This window comes from Ruegeria sp. CDSA033 (genome assembly GCF_059612305.1).
On sequence record NZ_JBXWQI010000008.1, the window covers coordinates 161,611 to 182,199 of the forward strand.

General features: G+C 58.5%; 24 protein-coding genes and 1 tRNA gene. 12 read left to right on the forward strand and 13 right to left on the reverse strand.

Annotation, left to right across the window (positions count from 1 at the left end; all coding sequences use genetic code 11):
* Positions 1-26: 26 nt before the first annotated feature.
* Entirely contained in the window at positions 27-1,229 is a 1,203-nt protein-coding gene (locus AC2FLA_RS12715; protein ID WP_496722614.1) for an RSP_2647 family RNA methyltransferase, read from the forward strand.
* On the forward strand, positions 1,226-1,768 hold the full coding sequence (locus AC2FLA_RS12720) for an RSP_2648 family PIN domain-containing protein (protein WP_496722616.1): 543 nt from the start codon (positions 1,226-1,228) through the stop codon (positions 1,766-1,768). The genes AC2FLA_RS12715 and AC2FLA_RS12720 overlap by 4 nt, the downstream gene beginning before the upstream one ends.
* A gap of 71 nt (positions 1,769-1,839) precedes the next feature.
* Here the strand turns inward: AC2FLA_RS12720 and AC2FLA_RS12725 are convergent, their stop codons facing one another.
* Positions 1,840-2,526, reverse strand: coding sequence for a M48 family metallopeptidase (locus tag AC2FLA_RS12725; RefSeq protein ID WP_058274516.1), 687 nt, complete (start codon positions 2,524-2,526; stop codon positions 1,840-1,842).
* A gap of 220 nt (positions 2,527-2,746) precedes the next feature.
* Between AC2FLA_RS12725 and trhA the strand changes: the two genes are divergently transcribed.
* Entirely contained in the window at positions 2,747-3,415 is a 669-nt protein-coding gene (gene trhA, locus AC2FLA_RS12730; RefSeq protein WP_113789438.1) for a PAQR family membrane homeostasis protein TrhA, read from the forward strand.
* Between the two features lie 3 nt (positions 3,416-3,418).
* Here trhA and AC2FLA_RS12735 read toward each other — a convergent pair whose 3' ends face one another.
* From AC2FLA_RS12735 to AC2FLA_RS12755, 5 genes are all read right to left on the reverse strand, one after another.
* Positions 3,419-4,603: a vWA domain-containing protein gene (locus AC2FLA_RS12735; RefSeq protein ID WP_496722618.1), complete on the reverse strand. Its 1,185-nt coding sequence runs from the start codon at positions 4,601-4,603 to the stop codon at positions 3,419-3,421.
* 3 nt (positions 4,604-4,606) lie between these two features.
* Positions 4,607-4,777, reverse strand: a complete 171-nt coding sequence (locus tag AC2FLA_RS12740; RefSeq protein WP_186437468.1) for a hypothetical protein — start codon at positions 4,775-4,777, stop codon at positions 4,607-4,609.
* 3 nt (positions 4,778-4,780) lie between these two features.
* A complete protein-coding gene (locus AC2FLA_RS12745; RefSeq protein WP_496722620.1) occupies positions 4,781-6,148 on the reverse strand; it encodes a DUF2927 domain-containing protein in 1,368 nt (455 codons plus the stop codon).
* Positions 6,145-6,594 (reverse strand): GNAT family N-acetyltransferase, encoded by a 450-nt coding sequence (locus AC2FLA_RS12750; RefSeq protein WP_496722622.1) that lies wholly within the window; start codon positions 6,592-6,594, stop codon positions 6,145-6,147. Before AC2FLA_RS12750 ends, AC2FLA_RS12745 begins: the two co-directional genes overlap by 4 nt.
* Positions 6,595-6,710: 116 nt before the next feature.
* Complete coding sequence (locus tag AC2FLA_RS12755; protein WP_496722624.1) at positions 6,711-7,556, reverse strand: AAA family ATPase; 846 nt, start codon at positions 7,554-7,556, stop codon at positions 6,711-6,713.
* Between the two features lie 372 nt (positions 7,557-7,928).
* Between AC2FLA_RS12755 and dksA the strand changes: the two genes are divergently transcribed.
* A complete protein-coding gene (gene dksA / locus AC2FLA_RS12760) occupies positions 7,929-8,351 on the forward strand; it encodes an RNA polymerase-binding protein DksA (protein WP_058274529.1) in 423 nt (140 codons plus the stop codon).
* A gap of 70 nt (positions 8,352-8,421) precedes the next feature.
* Positions 8,422-9,573 carry an FAD-dependent monooxygenase gene (locus AC2FLA_RS12765; protein WP_496722626.1) on the forward strand — a complete coding sequence of 384 codons (1,152 nt, stop codon included), beginning with the start codon at positions 8,422-8,424 and terminating at the stop codon, positions 9,571-9,573.
* 4 nt (positions 9,574-9,577) lie between these two features.
* On the opposite strand, the gene xth is transcribed toward AC2FLA_RS12765, so the two are convergent.
* Positions 9,578-10,357 carry an exodeoxyribonuclease III gene (xth, locus tag AC2FLA_RS12770; RefSeq protein WP_496722628.1) on the reverse strand — a complete coding sequence of 260 codons (780 nt, stop codon included), beginning with the start codon at positions 10,355-10,357 and terminating at the stop codon, positions 9,578-9,580.
* A 60-nt stretch (positions 10,358-10,417) separates the two neighbouring features.
* Entirely contained in the window at positions 10,418-10,741 is a 324-nt protein-coding gene (locus tag AC2FLA_RS12775; protein ID WP_058277565.1) for a HesB/IscA family protein, read from the reverse strand.
* Between the two features lie 76 nt (positions 10,742-10,817).
* On the opposite strand from AC2FLA_RS12775, the gene AC2FLA_RS12780 reads away from it, so the two are divergent.
* On the forward strand, positions 10,818-11,960 hold the full coding sequence (locus tag AC2FLA_RS12780; RefSeq protein ID WP_496722629.1) for a deoxyguanosinetriphosphate triphosphohydrolase: 1,143 nt from the start codon (positions 10,818-10,820) through the stop codon (positions 11,958-11,960).
* Here AC2FLA_RS12780 and AC2FLA_RS12785 read toward each other — a convergent pair whose 3' ends face one another.
* Complete coding sequence (locus tag AC2FLA_RS12785) at positions 11,961-12,512, reverse strand: putative pterin-binding protein (protein WP_496722631.1); 552 nt, start codon at positions 12,510-12,512, stop codon at positions 11,961-11,963. It abuts the gene before it with no gap.
* A gap of 131 nt (positions 12,513-12,643) precedes the next feature.
* Between AC2FLA_RS12785 and argS the strand changes: the two genes are divergently transcribed.
* The 6 genes from argS to AC2FLA_RS12815 all read left to right on the forward strand — a co-directional run bounded on the left by argS (position 12,644) and on the right by AC2FLA_RS12815 (position 18,212).
* The gene (gene argS, locus AC2FLA_RS12790) at positions 12,644-14,389 is read left to right on the forward strand and encodes an arginine--tRNA ligase (RefSeq protein WP_496722633.1); all 1,746 of its coding nucleotides are present in this window, start codon (positions 12,644-12,646) and stop codon (positions 14,387-14,389) included.
* 39 nt (positions 14,390-14,428) lie between these two features.
* A complete protein-coding gene (locus tag AC2FLA_RS12795) occupies positions 14,429-15,541 on the forward strand; it encodes an SPOR domain-containing protein (RefSeq protein ID WP_496722635.1) in 1,113 nt (370 codons plus the stop codon).
* Positions 15,538-16,545, forward strand: a complete 1,008-nt coding sequence (gene nagZ, locus AC2FLA_RS12800; RefSeq protein WP_496722636.1) for a beta-N-acetylhexosaminidase — start codon at positions 15,538-15,540, stop codon at positions 16,543-16,545. Before AC2FLA_RS12795 ends, nagZ begins: the two co-directional genes overlap by 4 nt.
* Positions 16,535-17,329 (forward strand): segregation and condensation protein A, encoded by a 795-nt coding sequence (locus AC2FLA_RS12805; protein ID WP_113789426.1) that lies wholly within the window; start codon positions 16,535-16,537, stop codon positions 17,327-17,329. Before nagZ ends, AC2FLA_RS12805 begins: the two co-directional genes overlap by 11 nt.
* Positions 17,322-17,978, forward strand: coding sequence for an SMC-Scp complex subunit ScpB (gene scpB, locus AC2FLA_RS12810; protein ID WP_496722638.1), 657 nt, complete (start codon positions 17,322-17,324; stop codon positions 17,976-17,978). The genes AC2FLA_RS12805 and scpB overlap by 8 nt, the downstream gene beginning before the upstream one ends.
* Before the next feature lie 63 nt (positions 17,979-18,041).
* Positions 18,042-18,212: a hypothetical protein gene (locus tag AC2FLA_RS12815; protein ID WP_159089934.1), complete on the forward strand. Its 171-nt coding sequence runs from the start codon at positions 18,042-18,044 to the stop codon at positions 18,210-18,212.
* Positions 18,213-18,264: 52 nt separating this feature from the next.
* Here the strand turns inward: AC2FLA_RS12815 and AC2FLA_RS12820 are convergent, their stop codons facing one another.
* The 4 genes from AC2FLA_RS12820 to ihfA form a co-directional block, all read right to left on the reverse strand.
* Positions 18,265-19,344 (reverse strand): 2'-deoxycytidine 5'-triphosphate deaminase, encoded by a 1,080-nt coding sequence (locus tag AC2FLA_RS12820; protein ID WP_496722640.1) that lies wholly within the window; start codon positions 19,342-19,344, stop codon positions 18,265-18,267.
* Positions 19,345-19,405: 61 nt separating this feature from the next.
* Positions 19,406-19,482: transfer RNA gene (locus AC2FLA_RS12825), tRNA-Pro, on the reverse strand.
* A gap of 61 nt (positions 19,483-19,543) precedes the next feature.
* Positions 19,544-20,185, reverse strand: coding sequence for a MerR family transcriptional regulator (locus AC2FLA_RS12830; RefSeq protein ID WP_496722642.1), 642 nt, complete (start codon positions 20,183-20,185; stop codon positions 19,544-19,546).
* Positions 20,186-20,203: 18 nt separating this feature from the next.
* Positions 20,204-20,506 carry an integration host factor subunit alpha gene (gene ihfA, locus AC2FLA_RS12835; protein WP_058274526.1) on the reverse strand — a complete coding sequence of 101 codons (303 nt, stop codon included), beginning with the start codon at positions 20,504-20,506 and terminating at the stop codon, positions 20,204-20,206.
* Between the last annotated feature and the right edge of the window lie 83 nt (positions 20,507-20,589).

A 20,589-nucleotide genomic window follows, 5' to 3' on the forward strand; every position in this document is an offset into this window, starting at 1 on the left:
GTGACGTTCGCGACTATGAGGGCGTCATGACCCAAACTGCCGATCACCCCCGTATCCGCCTGAAACCCAAAGCCAACGCACGTGGCCTGCGCCACGGTTTTCCGTGGGTGTATGCCAATGACATCGTGACGGATCGCCGGACGCGTAAAATCCCGGCAGGGGCGCTGGCGGTGCTTGAGGATGACAAACGCGCGCCCATTGCACTGGTTGCGGTGAATCCTGATTCCAAGATCATGTGCCGCGTTCTTGACCGTGATCTGGATGCTCAGCTTGATGCAGCATGGTTCGAAACCCGACTGCGCCGTGCGGTCGAGATGCGCGAACGCCTGTTCGACGCGCCCTATTATCGCCTGATCCACGCCGAAGCTGACGGCTTTCCCGGTGTCATCATCGACCGGTTTGGCGATGCCTGTGTGATCCAGCCCAATGCCGCGTGGGCCGAGGCGCATCTGGAAACTCTGACCGAGGCTCTGGTCACTGTCACCGGCGTGACAACCGTGCTCAAAAACGCCTCGGGCCGGACCCGAGGGCTGGAAGGCCTGGATGATGTGAACCTCACCCTGCGTGGCACTGCGCCCGATGCACCGCTACCGGTGCCGATGAACGGCGCGACCTACATGGCCGATCTGACCGGCGGTCAGAAAACCGGTCTGTTCTATGACCAACGCCCGAACCATGCCTTCGCGGCACGACTGGTCCAACCCGGCGCGCAAGTACTGGACGTCTTCAGCCACGTGGGCGGTTTCGGGCTGGCAATGCTAGCCGGTGGCGCGGGCCGGGCGCTGTCTGTAGATGGATCTGCAGCCGCGCTGGACCTGGCGACCAAAGGGGCCGAGGCCTCTGGTTTTGCTGACACGTTCCAAACCCGCCAGGGCGATGCCTTCGAGGTCCTGACCCAGTTAGGCGAAGAAGGAGCGCAGTTCGACGTCGTCATCTGCGATCCACCCGCCTTTGCACCTTCGAGACAAGCGCTGGACGCGGGCCTGCGCGCCTATGAACGTGTGGCCCGCTTGGCGGCAGCTCTGGTCAAACCCGGCGGCTATCTGGGCCTGTGCTCGTGCTCGCACGCGGCTGATCTGGGCCGTTTCCGCGACGCCTCGTCGCGCGGGATTGGACGGGCAGGGCGACAGGCGCAACTAATCCATACAGGCTTCGCCGGACCCGACCATCCACAACTGCCGCAACTGGCGGAAAGCGGCTATCTCAAAGCTGTGTTCTACCGGCTGTGAAAGCAGTTCTGGATACCTGCGTCATCTACCCCACGGTGATGCGAGAGATGCTGCTCGGCGCGGCCAAACTGGGTCATTTCACCCCCGTGTGGTCGGCGCGCATCCTCGAGGAATGGGCGCGCGCGGCGCGTAAGCTGGGCCCAACAGGCGAGGCTCAGGCCCGCGCCGAAATCGTGCTGGCACAGGCCAATTGGACCAAAGCCGAGTTTCCTGCGGCAACCAATGTCGAACAGCGGCTCTGGCTGCCGGACAGCGCGGATATCCATGTTCTGGCAACGGCCGTTGCATCCTCAGCGGACGTGATCGTCACTGTCAACGCCAAGGACTTTCCCCGAAACATCCTGTCCGAGGAAGGGCTGGACCGCCGCGATCCGGACAGTCTGCTGCACGGCTTCTGGCAATCTGACCCCGACGGCATCAGCGCCACAGCCAACCGTGTCCTGGCCGAGGCCAACCGCCTGTCGGGCGACCAATGGACCTTGCGCCCGCTGATGAAAAAAGCCCGTCTCCCACGTCTGGGCAAAGCGCTCGCCGCGTAACCGGGATCCAGTTTCATCTGGCTAAAAATATCTCAGAGAGCACGATAAGCTGGCCTCTCGCTGCCCTTAGATCAGCCACGGGTCCAACGCTGCTCTAATGCCTCCAGGGCAGCGATCCGTTCGTCTGTTTTTGGATGGCTCATCAACCAGGCGGGCACAACGCCAGCACGCTGCTGCGTCAGGTCTTCCAGCTTGTGAAACAACGACTTCTGCGGCCCGATTCCGATCCCGGCTTTGGTTAGCAAAGCGGCGGCATACTCATCAGCTTCATACTCATCACTGCGCGACAGGCGCGACGCCAACAGGTGTGTTAGCATATTGGCGATCCACGCGCCGATGAACGGGATAAAGCGGTTTAGCAGCATCATCAAAGCGGCCCGCAGCGCATTCTGCCCGGAAAAGTCGATCATCCGGCGGCGGGCATGCCCCAGCGCCACGTGACCGAGCTCATGCGCGATGACGCTGGCCATTTCTTCGGCGGAAACCTCGCCGCTGCGAAATTTGCGGTAGAATCCACGCGTGATAAAAATCCGACCGTCCGGTGCCGCCAGACCGTTCACGGGGTCAATCTCGTAGATGTAGACCGGTACCCGGTCGATCTCTAACGCTGCAGCCAGCCGGTCGGTCATGCGTTTCAGGGCAGGGTCGGCCAGCTCAGTCGACTTTGCATCCAGATCCTTATGGGTGCGCCAGACGGAAATCCGGTACATCACAATGGCATAGGCGATCGCCAGTAGGATCGGGGTAAGACGTAGCATGGTACAAATATGGTTCCGGGCACGGGATTAGGCAACTGGCCCAGTGTCATAAACTCCGCGTTAAACAACAAGATTGACGTCCGGTGTTTCCAACGGCCCACTGCGCAAAAGAAAATCGCCGCCGGTATTCCGCTTGAGGGCAATCAAACTGAGGTGAACAGGTGAAACACAGCGGCTGCCAGACTTGTCGCAGGGCAGGTTGCGCCATAACTTTGAAACTATGTGGTCATTTGCCGATATCCGACCAGCCTATAGCCGGGCTGAAAGAGTCAGTGATGGCGTTGTTCATGTCCTTGGCGTTGCAGCGGCAATTGTTGCCGTTCCGGCGCTGATCGCGTTGACCGCCCTATATCGGACCGAGCCTGCCGCAGTTCTTGGGGTCTCGGTCTACGGCTTCACGCTTATCCTGATGCTGTCGTTTTCGGCTTTGTACAACATGGTGCAATCAGATAGGTGGGGTGAGCTGCTGCGCCGCCTCGATCACTCTGGGATTTATGTCAAGATTGCAGGTACTTACACGCCGTTCATCTTGCTTTCCGGTGCCCCAATGACTGGGCTCATGATCGGTCTTTGGTCATCTGCGACCCTTGGATCGATCCTGAAAATGATCGACCCGCACCGGTTCCGTTGGTTCGGTTTGGCGCTGTATGTGTTGATGGGATGGGCATCCGTTTGGGCGGGTCAATCACTACTCGCCGACTTGTCGCAACCAGTTGTGGCGCTGATGATTACCGGAGGCATCGTCTATACCGCGGGCATCGCCTTTTATCTTCTAGATTGGTTGCCGTTCCACAACACGATCTGGCATGTCTTCGTTCTGACAGGCAGCGTGTTGTTTTTCCTTGCGGTTTCGTTCCGCATTGCCTGGGCGCCGGTCCTGCAAATTTGACGGTCAGCGGGTCAGTTCCCGCATCCCCTGTTCCAACCCGGCCAGTGTCATCGGCACCATGCGGTCCTCGAAAACCTCGCGGATCATGCCGATGGAATGGGTGTATTCCCAGTACTTTTCCGGCACTGGGTTGATCCACAGATTCGATGTCCACTGCTCGCGCGCGCGTTGCAGCCAGACCTGACCGGCTTCCTGGTTCCAGTGCTCATTCGCACCACCGGGATAGGCAATCTCATAAGGGCTCATCGAGGCGTCGCCGACGAAGATGCACTTGTAGTCTGAACCATAGGTGCGCAGTACTTCGTGGGTCGGGGTCTGTTGATCCCATCGGCGATGATTGTCACGCCAGACGCCTTCATACAGGCAATTGTGAAAGTAGTAATATTCCAGATGCTTGAACTCGGTTCTTGCAGCGGAAAACAGCTCTTCGACAACTTTGATATGTGGATCCATCGAGCCGCCCACATCCAGAAACAACAGCACTTTGACCGCGTTGTGACGCTCGGGGCGGGTTTTGACGTCCAGATAACCATGTTCGGCGGTGGCGCGGATGGTGCCGTCCAGATCCAGTTCCTCGGCCGCACCTTCGCGGGCCCAACGACGCAGGCGTTTCAGCGCGACCTTGATATTGCGCGTACCCAATTCAACCGTGTCGTCCAGGTTCTTGAATTCGCGCTTGTCCCACACTTTTACGGCGCGCTGATGACGGCTTTCCTTCTGGCCGATGCGCACGCCCTCAGGGTTATATCCATAGGCACCGAATGGCGAGGTCCCTGCGGTGCCGATCCATTTGTTGCCACCCTGGTGGCGGCCTTCCTGATCCTTGAGACGCTCACGCAACGTCTCCATCAGTTTTTCAAAGCCGCCCATAGCCTCAATCTCGGCTTTTTCTTCGTCCGACAGGTGTTTCTCGGCCATTTTGGCCAGCCATTCGGCGGGGATATCGACAGCTTCGAGTACCTGATCAAAGCTGATCTCTTCCAGACCTTTGAAGCTGGCGGCAAAAGCTTGATCGAACTTGTCGATATTGCGCTCGTCCTTCACCATCGACACGCGAGCGAGGTAATAGAACGCCTCGACATCATAGGTCGCCAGACCCTTTTTCATGCCTTCCAGAAAAGTCAGATACTCGCGCAGTGATACGGGAATGCCAGCTTTGCGGAGGTTTTCGAAAAAGGGCAGAAACATGTGTTAACCCACCAAACGAACCAGGATCAGGGAAAGCACCAGACCTACAATGGCAAATGCGATGCCGTAACCGGCCGCATATTGGGCAATATCCGCGCCGCTGCCATTGCGTTTGCGAGCCTTCATCGCGCCAAGGATCGCCCCCAATAACGCCATTCCCAAAACTACGACCATGCGTTATCCGCCTCTGTTGTTGGTGGACGGACCTTCGGCAACTTCCTGCATCAGCGACCGGACCACGACTTTCGAGCCAAAGCCGTATCGCGCCCATGCCAGACTGTCCAGTCTGACGGTACGTGCCTGTTTCGGACGTCCGGCCTGATTGAGCGCTTCGGATTTCAACAGTAACAGAGTTGCCAATTGAGAGGCGTTTTCGGCCCGCGACATGACAGCAATAGCCTTGTCCAATTCGGGCAGGATCTCTGGTCCTTTTCCCTGCGAAAGCGCGAAGGCTGCGGTTTGCGTGGTCACATAAGCCTGATGGATTTCTGTTCCCGGTGCTGAGCGCAGAAATTGCATGGCAATTTCGTAGTGTCGGATCGCTTCTTGCGGATTGTCGAATTGCGCCATTCGGCCAAGAATATAATGCGGATATGCCCGCCGATGGTCGGTCCAGCCCTGTTCCTGCCCGATCTGAACCGCTCTTTCCGCGGCTTTCACCCGGTTGCGTGTGCTTGGCCTTGATCCAAGCGACTTTTGGACGGCGTTGATCCACTCGCGCGGGGTGTCCGAAACAGGTTGCGCGGGCAAGGTGTCGCCGCGCGGGTTCAGCCGGCTAAGGACGCCGGGCAGGACGACCTGGACTTGTTCGCGTGTCATGCCGCTGCGCAATTGGGGCGAATAAGCCGTGCGCAGGATCAGCATGTCAAAACCGGTCAGAATGGTGTGGATGTTGTCGTCGTTGAACACCGAATCCGGCAGGTGATACAGGTCATTCAGCGGCCCCAGAGCCTGTGCCAGTTCCTCGTGCAGGCAGTCGCGCTTTTCCTGCGGGCTCACGTCATAGGGAATGAAAATGCCCAGCCGTTCGCGGCTGCGCAGCGCGGTCCAACTGCTTTTCCGTTTGCGTCGGTCCTGTCGGTATTCCTCAAAGCTTGAGGCGTTGGGAACCACGAAACAGGCGGCTTGGGGCAGGATGCGCTGGATCTGCTCCTGGCTGACGGCCTCGATTGTTATGTTGGCCTGGCCATCCGTTATCTGGCGAATGTCGATCCCGGCCTCGCGTTGCAGGCGCGTCAACAACCGGGTCAGATCGCGCTGCATTGACGGAGTGGGCGATCCCGTAAGCCGAACGGTGACGGGACCCTCGAACCGGGTGAATACGGGCAGGGTGGCGCCGCCTTCGAGCGCGAAGTGCAAAGAAAGGAAATCGGCTGCAATATTAGCGTTCGACCGGGCGGGTGGTCTGGGTCGGGTTGACGTGAACGCTTTGGCGGGCGGCAGGTTTGCCTCGATCGCCTTAACGCGTGTTGGCGGTTCAGGGGTGGTGACCGCGGTGCATCCGGCAACGGCCAAGCCAAACAGAACCGCAGCGACCCTGATCATGGACGCTGATACCGGATAAAGGGCGTTTGCTTGCCAATCCGATCATAGAGCTTGCGCGCTGTGTGATTGAACTCTTGCGTCAGCCAATAGACAGAAGGCGCGCCTTGCCGGTCGGCCTTATCATACACCGCTTGAATCAACGCGCGGCCAACACCGGTTCCGCGCGCCTCGGGCCGGGCGAACAGGTCTTGCAGATAGCAAACGCTTTCCTCTTTCCACGCATGGCGGTGAAATAGGTAATGGGTCAGGCCAACAAGATGACCATCCGCTTCGGCCACGAAACAGGAAAAATCATTGGGATCATCCCCAAGCAGCCGTGCGAAGGTGCGGTCATATGTCTGCTCTGGCACGGTCGTTTCATAAAACGCCAGATAGTCGCGCCACATCTCGGCCCATTCGGCGCGGTCCTCGGGCTGCAGTGTCCGGATATTGAGAGTGTCAGACAAGCATTGGCTCCTATGTCGTCAGGCCGAACTGCCCGACGACGCCGGACGGTCTTTTGGCCAATGCTGACACCCGGCCCCCCGCATGGCAAGCGGGGATCACCAAGTGTTCAATATTCTCAGCGTTTGCTGCGCGCCATGAAGGCGAGGCGTTCAAATAGGTGAACATCCTGTTCGTTTTTCAGCAGCGCGCCGTGCAACTTGGGCAACGCATTAGCCACGTCGCGTTTGAGGTCCTCGGCGGTCAGGTCTTCGGCCAGCAACAGCTTGAGCCAGTCCAATACTTCCGAGGTCGACGGTTTTTTCTTCAACCCCTGCGTTTCACGGATTTCGTAAAACTGGGTCAGCGCTGTGGTCAGCAATGCATCTTTGATGCCCGGGTGGTGCACGTCGACGATCCGGCGCATGGTCGCCTCATCCGGAAAGCGGATGTAATGGAAGAAACAGCGCCGCAGGAACGCGTCGGGCAGTTCCTTTTCGTTGTTCGACGTGATGATCACAATCGGTCGGATTTTGGCTTTGATGGTGTCCCCGGTTTCGTAGACGTGGAACTCCATCTTATCGAGCTCTTGCAGCAGATCATTGGGAAATTCGATATCGGCCTTGTCGATCTCGTCGATCAGCAGCACGACTTTCTCATCAGCTTCAAAGGCCTGCCACAGTTTGCCCTTGCGGATATAGTTCGATACGTCATGCACGCGTTCGTCGCCCAACTGGCTGTCGCGCAGGCGGCTGACCGCGTCATATTCGTACAGGCCTTGCTGCGCGCGGGTGGTGGATTTCACGTTCCACTCAATCATCTTCAGCCCCAGCGCGCCTGCTACCTGTCTGGCCAGTTCGGTCTTGCCGGTTCCGGGTTCACCCTTAACCAGCAGGGGACGTTCCAGCGTAACGGCGGCATTCACCGCAATTGTCAGGTCATCGGTGGCAACATATTCAGCTGTACCTTGGAAACGTGCGGTCATGGGCCCCTCATTCAATATCGCGCGGCATGTGTCCTTGGGGTTATAGCGGGGTGAAAAATTTGACAAGACAGGTCGCTACGTCGCGCGGGGCGAAATTGATGTGCGACTCCAATGCCTTTGGTTGATTCGGGCGCTAACATAGGGCGCAACTATTTTGGGAACGCCCCAAAAAAGCCTGCCAATTTTCACAGAAAAACAAGGATTTGTTGTTTTAAGTCTCATATTTAGACGACCTGAAACAGCACGCAGCCGGGCTAAGTTTCCATAGTGACATTCCCCCCGCTGTCGGATAAACGCTCCGCAGAAGGGGATTGCCGCATGTCAGGTGAAGCAAAGGTGACCGGCGTTGCAGGCCACACCGAGGGAGCAAAAATGAAGCAGGAAGTATTTCTGCCAGAGGATTATCGTCCAGCCGAAGACGAACCATTCATGAACGACAAGCAGTTAGAGTATTTTCGTCGTAAGCTGCTGGATTGGAAAACTGAGCTTTTGGCAGGCAGCCGCGATACGATCGAAGGGCTGCAGGACAACACTCGCAACATTCCGGACGTCGCAGACCGCGCAAGCGAGGAAACTGATCGTGCGCTGGAACTGCGGACACGCGATCGCCAGCGCAAGCTGGTGGCCAAGATTGACTCGGCCCTGCGCCGGATCGACGAAGGCGAATACGGATATTGCGAGAAAACGGGCGACCCGATTTCGCTGAAGCGTCTGGATGCGCGCCCGATTGCGACCATGACGCTTGAGGCGCAGGAACGCCACGAGCGCCGCGAAAAGGTCCACCGCGACGATTGATCGCTGGAAAAATCAGAATTCTCAAACGCCGGGGTCTTTTGCTCCGGCGTTTTTGCTTTAAGCCAGTGATATGAATATCAACGGTCTGAAATTTGGCATCATCGGCGGTGGTATCGGTGGGATCGCCGCCGCTCTGGCGTTGCGGCAACGCGGCGCTCAGGTTGTGGTTTTTGAGCAGGCAACTGAATTGACCGAGGTTGGCGCCGGCTTGCAGATCAGCGCCAACGGAATGGTTGTGCTGCGTGCCCTGAACGTTGTGGGTGAAACACCCGAGGCGGGCCAGCGGTCCTACGGAACGGTGTTGCGCGACTACCGGGCAGGGCGGTCTGTTAGCGAGATACCGGCACCGGTCGCTGGACCTACCTATTACTACCATCGTGCTGACCTGGTGGAATTGTTGCACAAAGCAGCGCTTCGGGACGGTGTCGAGTTTCGACTGGGCGCACGAGTTGCGCAGGTGCGCAAACATCCCTCCGAAGTCGAGATTGTTCTGGAAGATGGTACAAACCTGCTCGTTGATTGTGCGATTGCCGCCGACGGTGGGCGAAGCACGATCCGGGTAGACATGAACGGGCCCGAAGCACCGAAATTCACCCATCAGGTGGCCTGGCGGGCGACGATTCCTTGGGCGCGTCGCGATCACAAACCCTGCGCCGTTCTGACGATGGGGCCGGGCCGGCATGTTGTCACGTATCCTCTGCGCGAACACACACTGATGAACGTCGTCGCGATCGAGGAACGATCCGATTGGCAGGAAGAAGGCTGGCGCCGACGAGGTGACCCCGAGGAACTGCGCGCACGATTTTCCGACTTTGGCGGCGTGGTAGGGGAAATTCTGGGGCAGGTACAGAAACCCCACATCTGGGCGTTGTTTCTGCGACCCGTCGCAGAACGCTGGCAGAACGGGCGCATTGCATTGTTAGGGGATGCGGCTCACCCGACACTCCCATTTATGGCGCAGGGTGCCTGTCTTGCGCTTGAAGATGCGTGGGTCCTGGCCCGATCTTTTGATGACCAATCCGGGATAGAGCAGGCGCTGTCCACCTATGAAACCCGCCGTCATCGAAGGGCGCAGAATGTGGTTTCTGCGGCCGGTGCCAATGCCCGAAATTTCCACCTGCGCGGTCCGATGCGGCTGGCCGCACAGGCGGCTCTGATGGCGGTCGGGCCACGATTGTCCCGGAAATACGACTGGATTTACAGCTACGACGCGACGGCCTGAGGTTTCACAGGTCCAAGTCGACCCAGACCGGGACATGGTCCGAGGGCTTTTCGTGCCCGCGTATCTCGGCATCAATCCTGCAATCGCGCAACAGATCGGCGGCCTGCGGCGTAAGCAGGAAATGGTCGATACGGATCCCGTCATTCCGGTTCCAGGCACCAGCTTGGTAGTCCCAGAAAGAATAGTGCTCAGGGCCTTGGGTGACGGCACGAAACGCTTCCGTGAACCCCAGATTCAGGATTTTGCGAAACGCCGCACGGCTTTCTGGCCGGAACAGAGCATCTTCGCGCCATGCATCTGGACGTTTGGCGTCTTCGGCCTGCGGGATGATGTTGTAGTCCCCGGCCATCAGCGCGGGCTCTTCGCTCGCCAGCAAATCGCGCGCGCGGTCATATAGCCGCTCCATCCAGGACAGCTTGTATTCGTATTTCGGACCCGGCACCGGGTTACCGTTCGGCAGGTACAGACCGCAGATCCGAAGGGCTTTTTTGCCAATGACGGTCGCCTCAATCCAGCGGGCCTGTTCGTCATCGTCGTCACCAGGAAGGCCCCGAGTCACATCTTCAAGTGGCAGCTTGGACAGGATCGCCACGCCGTTGAAGCTCTTTTGCCCGTGGGTTTCGACGTTGTAACCGCGCTCTTCAAACAGCTCGCGGGGAAAATTCTCGTCGATCGACTTGATCTCTTGCAGCAAAACGACGTCCGGCTGCGCGTCATCCAGCCAACGGGGCAGGGCTTCGGCTCGCGCTTTGATGCCGTTGATGTTGAACGTGGCGATTTTCATGCGCGATCCTCCGGCTGGCTGCCGGTTGATCTATCCCTCAACCGCGCGGGCAGGGCAAGGTCACATTGAAAATGAAGTGCCGCAGCCGCAGGAAGAGGTAGCGTTGGGATTCTCGATCACAAACCGCGCGCCGATCAGTTCCTGCGTGAAATCGATCACCGCGTTTTCCAAAAACGGCAACGAAATCGCGTCGACGATCACTTTCTGGCCTTTGCCTTCCAGCACAAGGTCGTCCTCTTTCGGTTCGTCCAGCGCGATTTCGTATTGAAATCCGGAACATCCGCCGCCTTCCACTGCGACGCGCAGGGCTTGTCCCTGATCGGCTGCACCGATCTCGGCGAGACGTTCAAAGGCGCGTTCTGTAACTGTGGGGGGCAGATTCATGCCAAACTCCAAAGGTTTATTTCCTTTACGCCTTACAATATAGAAAGTGCAAGGACAGGCGACAAGGACAAGGCCTTTGAACATAGCGGGTTTTGCCTCGAACCCAGGCCGCGCCAGGGGGCGGCTTGTGCCAGAGGAGGAAAGCAGTTTCCGGTCATGCTTTCAACGCGACAGGGACCGGATCATTCACGCCAGCGCGTTTCGGCGGCTTAAGCACAAGACACAAGTGTTTGTTGAGCACGAGGGCGACAGCTATCGCACGCGCCTGACCCATTCTATCGAAGTTGCACAGGTCGCGCGAACAATCGCCGGAGCTTTGGGCTTGAACGGCGAACTGACCGAGGCCGTGGCGTTGGCGCATGATCTGGGACACACACCGTTCGGACATACGGGCGAAGATGCCCTACATGCGCTCATGGAGCCTTACGGCGGATTTGACCACAACGCACAGGCCATTCGCATCGTCACGAAGCTGGAACGCCACTATGCCGAATTTGACGGATGCAACCTGACATGGGAGTGCCTAGAGGGGATCGCCAAGCATAACGGGCCGGTCACAGGTGATTTGCCGTGGGCGCTGGCCGAGTGCAACGCGGGTTTCGATCTTGAGCTTTACACTCATGCCAGTGCCGAAGCACAAGTTGCCGCCCTTTCGGATGACATAGCCTATAACAACCATGACCTGTTGGACGGGTTGAGGGCGGGTCTGTTCACGGATGATGAAATCGGGCAATTGCCTATCGTCGGTGACTGCTATGCCGAGGTGGATCGGAGATATCCGGGTTTGGATTCTTATCGGCGCCGGCATGAGGCGTTGCGCCGTGTTTTTGGCGTTATGGTTTCCGATGTAATTGTCACGTCGCGTGGGCTGATCACGAGTTCGGGCGCGGAGACCGTCGAGGAAATTCGCAATCTTGGTTATCCGGTGATCCAGTTCTCGGGTGGCTTATGGGCGCAACTCAGGGAAATCCGCGCCTTTTTGTTCAAGCAGATGTACCGCGCGCCCAGTGTCATGGATGTGCGCGCCGAGGTTGGTAAAGTTGTCGAAGATCTGTTTCCCATCTACATGAACGATCCGAAACAGATGCCCGCGCGCTGGCATGACGATATTGAGGCGGCCAGCGATGAAACAGAGCTGGCGCGGATTGTCTCGGACTATATTGCGGGAATGACCGACCGATTTGCCCTGCAGGATCATGCAAGGCTGGCTGGTGCCTGATCACTCTATCCCGATATAGGCGATAGCCCAGACCTGTTGGCCGGACTGCTCTTGTGCCAATTCTTCGTCATCAGTCGGGGGGAAGACAATCATGGTGGGGCCATAGCCACCAATACCCATCGGCGCACCGTCGGCGTGTGTCGCGACAATGGGTTGGTGCGCGGTGATGCTGTCCCAAGGAATTTCAGACTGATAGCCATCCATAGCCATTGGCTTGGCGGTTTTTCCTTCGGCCCCGGCCATGATCAACAGGTCCGACAGGCGTGGCCCGGAAAAGGCGATGTCGCTCTTATTGTCTTCCGGGCCGTAAGGAATAGTGATTTCAACCTGCTCCAGTCCGTCCAACATGGCCGCATCAAAGCCGGCGGCTCCGTCGTGCTGAACTTCCAAGTATCCCAGCAGACCGCCATCGTTTTCACCGCGGGCTGGCAGGTTGGTTTCCGTGACCGCTCCGCCAAGGGTCAAAAGTACATGGCCTTGCGGTTCAGGCATGTCGGCCCAAAGCGGCAGGGCAGAGGTCAGAACGAAGGCGATTGGCAGGGCAAGGCGCATAGGGGTTTCTCCGGCTTGAATTTCCACCGACGTTAGCGGAGTCTACTGCTAATCCAAGCCCAAACTGATCGCTTCCATTGACCTTGCCGCTTTGCGTGGTAAACCGCCGGGCAAGCAAAAGGACATCCGAAATGAACCTGTTTTCCGAGATCCGCGGCCTCGTGCTGGACGCGCTGGCACAGATGCAGTCCGAAGGCGCATTGCCCGAGGGGCTGAGTTTTGACAACGTGGCAGTCGAACCGCCGCGCGATGCGGCGCATGGCGACATGGCAACCAACGCCGCGATGGTGCTGGCGAAACCGGCCAAGATGAAGCCGCGCGACATCGCTGACGTGCTGGCCGGGAAGCTGGCGGCGGATGACCGGATCACCAGTGCCGAAGTGGCCGGGCCGGGCTTTTTGAACCTGCGGCTTGCGGCATCGGTGTGGCAGGGTGTGTTGGCAGCGGTGTTGAAACAGGGCACTGATTATGGCCGCTCGTCCATGGGACATGGCCAGAAAGTGAACGTGGAGTACGTGTCCGCGAACCCCACTGGGCCACTTCATGTGGGCCATACGCGTGGTGCCGTGTTCGGTGACGCTCTGGCGAGCCTGTTGGCGTATTCGGGCCATGATGTGACCCGTGAGTATTACATCAACGACGGCGGCGCGCAGGTGGATGTTCTGGCGCGGTCCGCATATGAGCGCTATCGTGAGGCCAACGGGCTGAGCCCCGAGATTGCCGAAGGTCTGTACCCCGGTGACTACCTGATCCCGATCGGTGAGGCGCTGAAAGAGAAATACGGCGACAGCCTGATCGACAAGCCGGAAAGCGACTGGCTGGAAGAACTGCGCGAGTTTTCGACCGACGCAATGATGGATCTGATCCGCGCCGACCTGAAGGCGCTGGGTGTCGAGATGGACGTGTTCTATTCCGAAAAATCGCTTTATGGCACCGGAAAGATCGAGGCTGCGCTTAAGTCCCTGACCGATAAGGGCTTGATCTACGAAGGCGTGCTGGAACCACCCAAAGGTAAAAAGCCCGAGGATTGGGAGCCGCGCGAGCAAACCCTGTTCAAATCGACCGAGCATGGTGATGACGTCGACCGCCCAGTTAAGAAGTCAGACGGCAGCTGGACCTATTTCGCCCCGGATATCGCCTATCACTATGACAAGGTGACCCGTGGTTTTGATGCGCTGATCGACGTGTTTGGTGCGGACCATGGCGGCTATGTCAAACGGATGAAGGCAGCTGTTTCGGCCCTGTCCGATGGCAAGGTGCCGTTGGATATCAAGCTGACGCAGCTGGTAAAGCTGTGGAAGAATGGCGAGCCGTTCAAGATGTCCAAGCGGGCAGGGAACTTTGTCACTCTGCGCGATGTGGTAGATCAGGTTGGCCCGGACGTGACCCGGTTCGTAATGCTAACCCGCAAGAACGACGCGCCGTTGGACTTTGATTTCGACAAGGTGTTGGAACAAAGCCGCGAGAATCCTGTGTTCTACGTGCAATACGCTCATGCCCGTGTCATGAGCGTGCTGCGCCGTGCCGCCGAGGCGGAAATCGCTACGGATGACGCGACCCTTAAGGGTGCTGATCTGGGCAAGATCGACCATGCCTCGGAACTGACGGTGGCCAAAAAGCTGGCCGAATGGCCGCGTCTGATCGAAATTGCTGCACGCACCAATGAACCGCATCGGGTGGCCTTTTACCTGTATGAGCTGGCTGGTGACTTCCACGCGCTATGGAATAAGGGCAACGATGAAACGCAACTGCGATTCATTCAGGATGGCGATGTTGCCACAAGCCAATCAAAAATCGCATTGGCCCGGGCCGTTTCTGTTGTGATTTCAGCGGGCTTGGGTATTCTTGGCGTCACTCCGGCGCAGGAGATGCGGTAACTAACACCGCCCGACGCGCCGGTACGAGGTAGGCAAGAAATGACCCGCGCGCCACTTTTTAAGGCGCAATCGGGCGGTGAGGCGGACATGGCAAGTTACGATTACTCGGGGCAGATGCGCCCTGAGGAGATGCATTACACGAATCAGCCACATCCTGAGGATGGGTATGAGTATCCCGACGACTCCTATGGCTATGAACAGGCTCCGCGAGGGGCAGGGCTGGGCCGTATCGTCAACGTCATGGGCGCAGTAGCGTCGTTGGCACTGGTCGCCGGAATCGGCGTCTGGGGTTTCAAACTGGTGATGCGCGACGTTAGTGGCGTGCCTGTTGTTCGCGCCATCGAAGGGCCAATGCGCATTCAGCCGGAAAACCCCGGCGGCACCCCGGCCGATCACCAGGGTCTGGCCGTCAATGCCGTGGCAGCCGTTGGAACGGCAGCGCCGCCAGCAGATCGCTTGATCCTTGCGCCGCGCCCGGTTTCGCTGACAGACGAAGATACGCCTGTTGAACCGCTGAAGCCGACGCAGGCTGTGCATGTCGTCGAAGAAGAGATCTCGGATCAAGAGGCCGCGCAGCTGCGCCAGAATACAGTCGATGCCCTGGTTGCCGAATTGGCCGGTGGGGCGGCGAAAGCGGATGACCCGGCAGAGCAGGGCGTGCAACTCGCCTCGTTGGCTCTGCCCGAGGAAGAGCCCGCCATTGATCCTGCTGATCTGGCCGCACAATTGCCGGACCCGGAACTGGCGGCACTGCCCGGTGTCCGCCGATCCCTGCGCCCGTCCACGCGCCCAGCCCGAGCGACGCCAAGCGGGATTTCATCCAACAGCAATACCGAAGCTGCGATCAACGCCGCTGTCAAAGCTGCGGTTGGGGTGGACGTGGATCCGAATACACTGTCCAAAGGCACGCGCATGGCCCAGCTGGGTGCGTATGAAAGCTCGGGTGTGGCTCGCGCGGAATGGGATCGCATGAATGGCCGATTTGGTGAGTATATGGATGGAAAACAACGTGTTATCCAGAAAACCTCAAGTGGCGGGCGGACATTCTATCGTCTGCGTGTTCTTGGGTTTGATGACCTGAGCGACTCGCGTCAGTTCTGTGCCGCTCTGGTCGCGCAAGGTGCAGACTGTATCCCGGTTGCCGTTCGGTGACATTCGGCGCTGCGATCACCGATGCCGAAGGGCTGCGCCTGACGTCAGAGGAAAAGAGACTATTCCAGCAGATGAACCCATTCGGGTTCATTCTGTTTGCGCGCAACATTGATACAGCTGAACAAGTCCGTGCCCTATGCGATGACTTTCGTGATGCCGTAGGGCGCAATTGCCCTATCACCATCGATCAGGAAGGTGGCCGTGTGCAGCGTCTGCGCGCGCCATTGGCACGCGAATGGATGCCGCCCCTGGATCATGCAGGCCGCGCAGGGGATCAGGCGGAACGCGCCATGTATCTGCGGTATCGACTGATCGCAAAAGAGCTATTCGAGCTTGGCATTGACAGCAACTGCGCCCCGATGGTCGATTTGGCGCGCGACGATACCCATGCGTTTTTGAAGAACCGCTGTTATGGCTCTGATCCCAAACGGGTTTCAGTTCTTGGGCGTGCGGTTGCCAAAGGCCATCTGGATGGGGGTGTTTTGCCGGTGCTCAAGCACATGCCGGGGCATGGATTGGCAACGCTGGACAGCCACCATGACCTGCCGCATGTGGACCTGACACAGGACCAGCTTGTGCAAGCGGATTTCGAACCGTTTCGGGCGCTGAACGATCTGCCGATGGGGATGACGGCGCATTTGGTTTACGACCGGATTGATCCGCAACCGGCCACGATTTCGCCTGCGATGATCGGCCTGATCCGCGATAAAATCAGTTTTGAAGGTCTGATCATGACCGACGATATCTCGATGAAAGCGCTGAGTGGCGCGCCCGAAGACATTGCGCGTCAGTCACTTGCCGCGGGGTGCGACGTGGTTCTGCACTGTAACGGAACGTTTGACGCGCGTGCCAAGGTGCTGGAAGCAGCCGGAGAAATGACCGCGCAAGCGCAAAAGCGCGCGGAAAGGGCGTTGTCGATGCGACAGAAGCCTGTGGAACTTGACATCCAAGCGGCCGAAGCGGAACTATCTGCCCTAATGGGCGGGCAGGTATATGAACGATAATCTCTTTAGCGAAGACCCGGCCTCGGTCGCGGATCGTCTTGCGGCAGAGGCGTTGATTGTTGATGTCGACGGGTTCGAAGGCCCGTTGGATGTATTGTTGACCCTGTCGCGAACCCAAAAGGTCGACCTGCGGAAAATCTCGGTACTGGCGCTGGCGCAACAGTATCTGTCTTTTGTGGAAAAGGCCCGTGCGCTGAGGATTGAACTGGCGGCGGATTATCTGGTCATGGCCGCCTGGCTGGCTTTCCTTAAATCCCGGCTTTTGTTGCCACCGGACCCGGATGACGATGGTCCTTCGGGCGAGGAACTGGCCGCACACCTGGCGTTCCAGTTGGAACGCCTGCAAGCCATGCGCGACTCTGCCGCGCGTCTGATGGCGCGTGACCAACTGGGGCGCGATTTCTTCAAACGCGGGCAGGGTGAGGACATTACCCGTATTCGCACCGTGACCTACTCTGCCACGCTGTTGGATCTGATGCAGGGATACGCCCGTATCCGAACACGCGACGAGTTCCGCCCCTTTGTTATGGACCGCGATTCAGTGTTCACAATGGAACAGGCGCTAGAGCGGATGCGCCCGCTGATCGGGTTTGCCGGGGCTTGGACGGATATGGAATCCTATCTGCCTGAGGGCTGGGACGCTGACCCAGTGCGTCGCCGCTCGGCCACTGCAGCGACCTTTGCGGCTTCGCTTGAGCTGGTGAAAGAAGGACATATGGAGATGAAGCAAACCGAGACGTTTGCACCGATCCATTTGCGCAAAAGGACTGACACACGTGACTGACGAACCGCAAGACGAAGGCACTGGCACCCTGTTCGAAGCGCCACCCTTGGCGGAACAGGAACGTATGGTTGAGGCCGTGCTTTTTGCCAGCTCCGAGCCGGTGACAATCGCCGATCTAGAGGCGCGGATGCCCCATGGCAGCGACGCGGCGCAAGCGGTTGAAATTCTGCAGAAACGGTACGAAGGCCGCGGTATCCGTGTCGTCCGTGTGGGCGAATCCTGGGCCATTCGCACCGCCCCTGATCTGGGCTTTCTGATGCAAAAGGAAACGGTCGAAACCCGCAAGCTGAGCCGCGCAGCCATCGAAACGCTGGCCATCGTCGCCTATCATCAGCCCTGTACGCGGGCTGAAATCGAAGAGATCCGGGGCGTCTCGGTTTCGCGCGGTACAATCGACCAACTGTTGGAAATGGAGTGGATCCGTTTGGGCCGTCGCCGGATGACGCCAGGCCGTCCGGTCACCTTTGTTGTGACGCCACAGTTTCTGGATCATTTCGGGTTGGAAAATGCCCGCGATCTTCCGGGGCTCAAGGAATTGCGGGCTGCCGGGTTGCTGGAAAACCGACCGCCTCCGGGCACGATTCCCTTGGGCGAGGGGCGTGATGACAGTGAAGATGAGGACCAGACCGAGCTGTTCGAGGAAGAGTGATAACTTGGCCCTTTTGTTGCCGTTGGAATCACCTATGTTGTGGCCAAGCTGAGGAGTTGAGCAATGAATATGAATCGCATCATCGACATGATCATCCGCCAGATCATGCGGCGGGTCGTCAACAAAGGCATCGACAAAGGTTTTGATGTGGCGGGCCGGATGGGGAAGCCGAAACAAAGATCGGCTGTGCCTCATGACTCGGGCGCAAATGACGATAGCAACCGTCAAGCCTAGCAGGTAAGCCCGGCGCAGCGCGTGGTCCGCATGTGCGCCGGTTCAAGAAATGTTAGCCAACAGCCTTGAAGTGTTTGGACAGTTTCAGCCCCTGTCCCTGATAGTTTGACGCGATACCCGCGCCATAAAGCTGTGTCGGCATTTCGGCCATCTTCTCATAGACCAGCCGTCCGACAACCTGCCCGTGTTCCAGAACAAAGGGGGCTTCGTGGCAGCGTACTTCCAACACGCCACGTGATCCCGCTCCGCCCGCCGCGGCGTGACCGAAACCGGGGTCGAAGAATCCGGCATAATGCACCCGGAATTCACCCACCATGGCCAGGTAGGGGGCCATTTCAGCCGCATACATGGGCGGGATGTGGACTGCTTCGCGGCTGACCAGGATATAGAATGCGCCGGGGTCCAGGATGATACGGCCATCGGTGGTGCGCACCTCTTCCCAGTATTCTTGCGGGTCGTAGTCGCCAATCCGGTCCAGATCGATCACACCGGTATGTGGCTTGGCCCGATAGCCAACCAGATCGGTGTCGGGTAATTGCAGGTCGACCGAGAATCCCAGCCCATCCTGAATGACTGCAGATCCGTCGACCAGTGGCGAGTCGTTGTGCAACGCGGTCAGTTCCGCATCGCTGAGCACTGCCTGACCCTGACGAAAACGAATCTGGTTCAGCCGCATGCCCGGTCTCACCAGAACCGAGAATGAGCGTGGACAGATCTCGGCAAAAAGCGGCCCGGTATAACCTGCTGGTACCCGGTCAAACTCGGTGCCACCATCGGTGATCGTGCGGGTCAGAAGATCCAATCGTCCGGTCGAGCTTTTGGCATTTGCCACCGCGCTGGTATCGGCGGGCAGGGCCAGTGATTCCATCAGCGGCACCAGATAGACGCAGCCTTTTTCCAGAACGGCTCCGCCGGTGATGTCGATGCGGTGCATCTCAAACTCGGCCAAACGATCCGCGACCGTGCGTCCTTCGCCGGACAGAAACGAGGCGCGGACCCGGTAAGCAACTGTACCTAAACGTAAATCAAGGCTGGCGGGTTGAATTTGCGCCGGGATAACCTCGGGGCTGGCGGTGATCTCACCGCGGCTGATCATCGCCTCGATCTGTTGGTTTGGGCATACACCTGTCATTCCGATCCCCTCTGTTGCCAGAGCGGGATCTGGCCAGTCTGCCATAAACGTCGGTGTGATTTGGTCGGGCTAGCAGGACTCGAACCTGCGACCTTCCGTCCCCCAGACGGACGCGCTACCAGGCTGCGCCATAGCCCGACGTTGAGGTGTTCATAAAGACTTTCCCGGCGGGGGCAAGAGGAAATCATCGCCTTTTTTCTTATCCTGCCGACCGGTTCTCAATTCGGTTGATGACAGCACGCAAGTCCTTGGCGATGGGTGCGATCCGACGCAGAAGATCGTCGTCAAAATCGGTCCGTTCCCACGCTTGTGTGGCGATGCCGCCCATCAGGGGGGCTTCATCCAGATACTCGGGCGCAGGCTGTGGTGGCTCTGCTTGTGGTTGCTGCGGGGCAGGCGTGGGCGTCTCGGCCTGAGGAGCTTGTTCCGCTGGTGCGGTCGCCCCGGCCACCGGTGCCGGGTCGCCTAGGTCCAGATCGATCTGGTCGCTGGGCGTGGCAGGCTTGGCGGAAAAGGGCACGACAACGGTATCATCTGCCGGCGCGCTTTCAGGCGCGGCGGGCTCATCCAGGCTGGGCGACAGCGAGGAAACATAGGCCACGCCTTGTTCACGCAGGATGCGTTGGACGCCTTTTATGGTGATCCCGTCCTCGTGCAGCAGCTTTTTGATACCACCCAAAAGGCGCATATCATTTGGCCGGTAATACCTGCGGCCACCCGCGCGTTTGACGGGTTTGACTTGGCTGAAACGGCTTTCCCAGAAGCGCAGGACATGAGCCTGAACGCCTAACCAGTCCGCAACTTCACTTATTGTGCGAAAGGCGTCGGGGGACTTGCTCATGACCGTTCCGTCCCGAATTTACTTGCGATTCCCTGCGGCGACGCGATCCTTCATCAGATGCGACGGGCGGAATGTCAGGACACGTCGAGGCTGAATTGGCACCTCTTCGCCGGTTTTGGGATTACGGCCGATGCGGGCGGTTTTGTCCCGAACACTGAACGTACCAAACGATGAAATCTTGACCTGTTCACCTTGGACCAGTGCGTCCGACATGTGGTTCAAGACGCTTTCGACAAGCTGCGCACTTTCATTACGTGAAAGGCCAACCTCGCGGAAAACAGCCTCGCTCAGATCCATTCGCGTCAGTGTTTTTTCGCCCATACCATTTCCCCTGTTGATATCAGAGAATATGGTGATGGCAAATTCGCTGTCAATATCAATGAATTGCACGAGGCTGTGTAAGC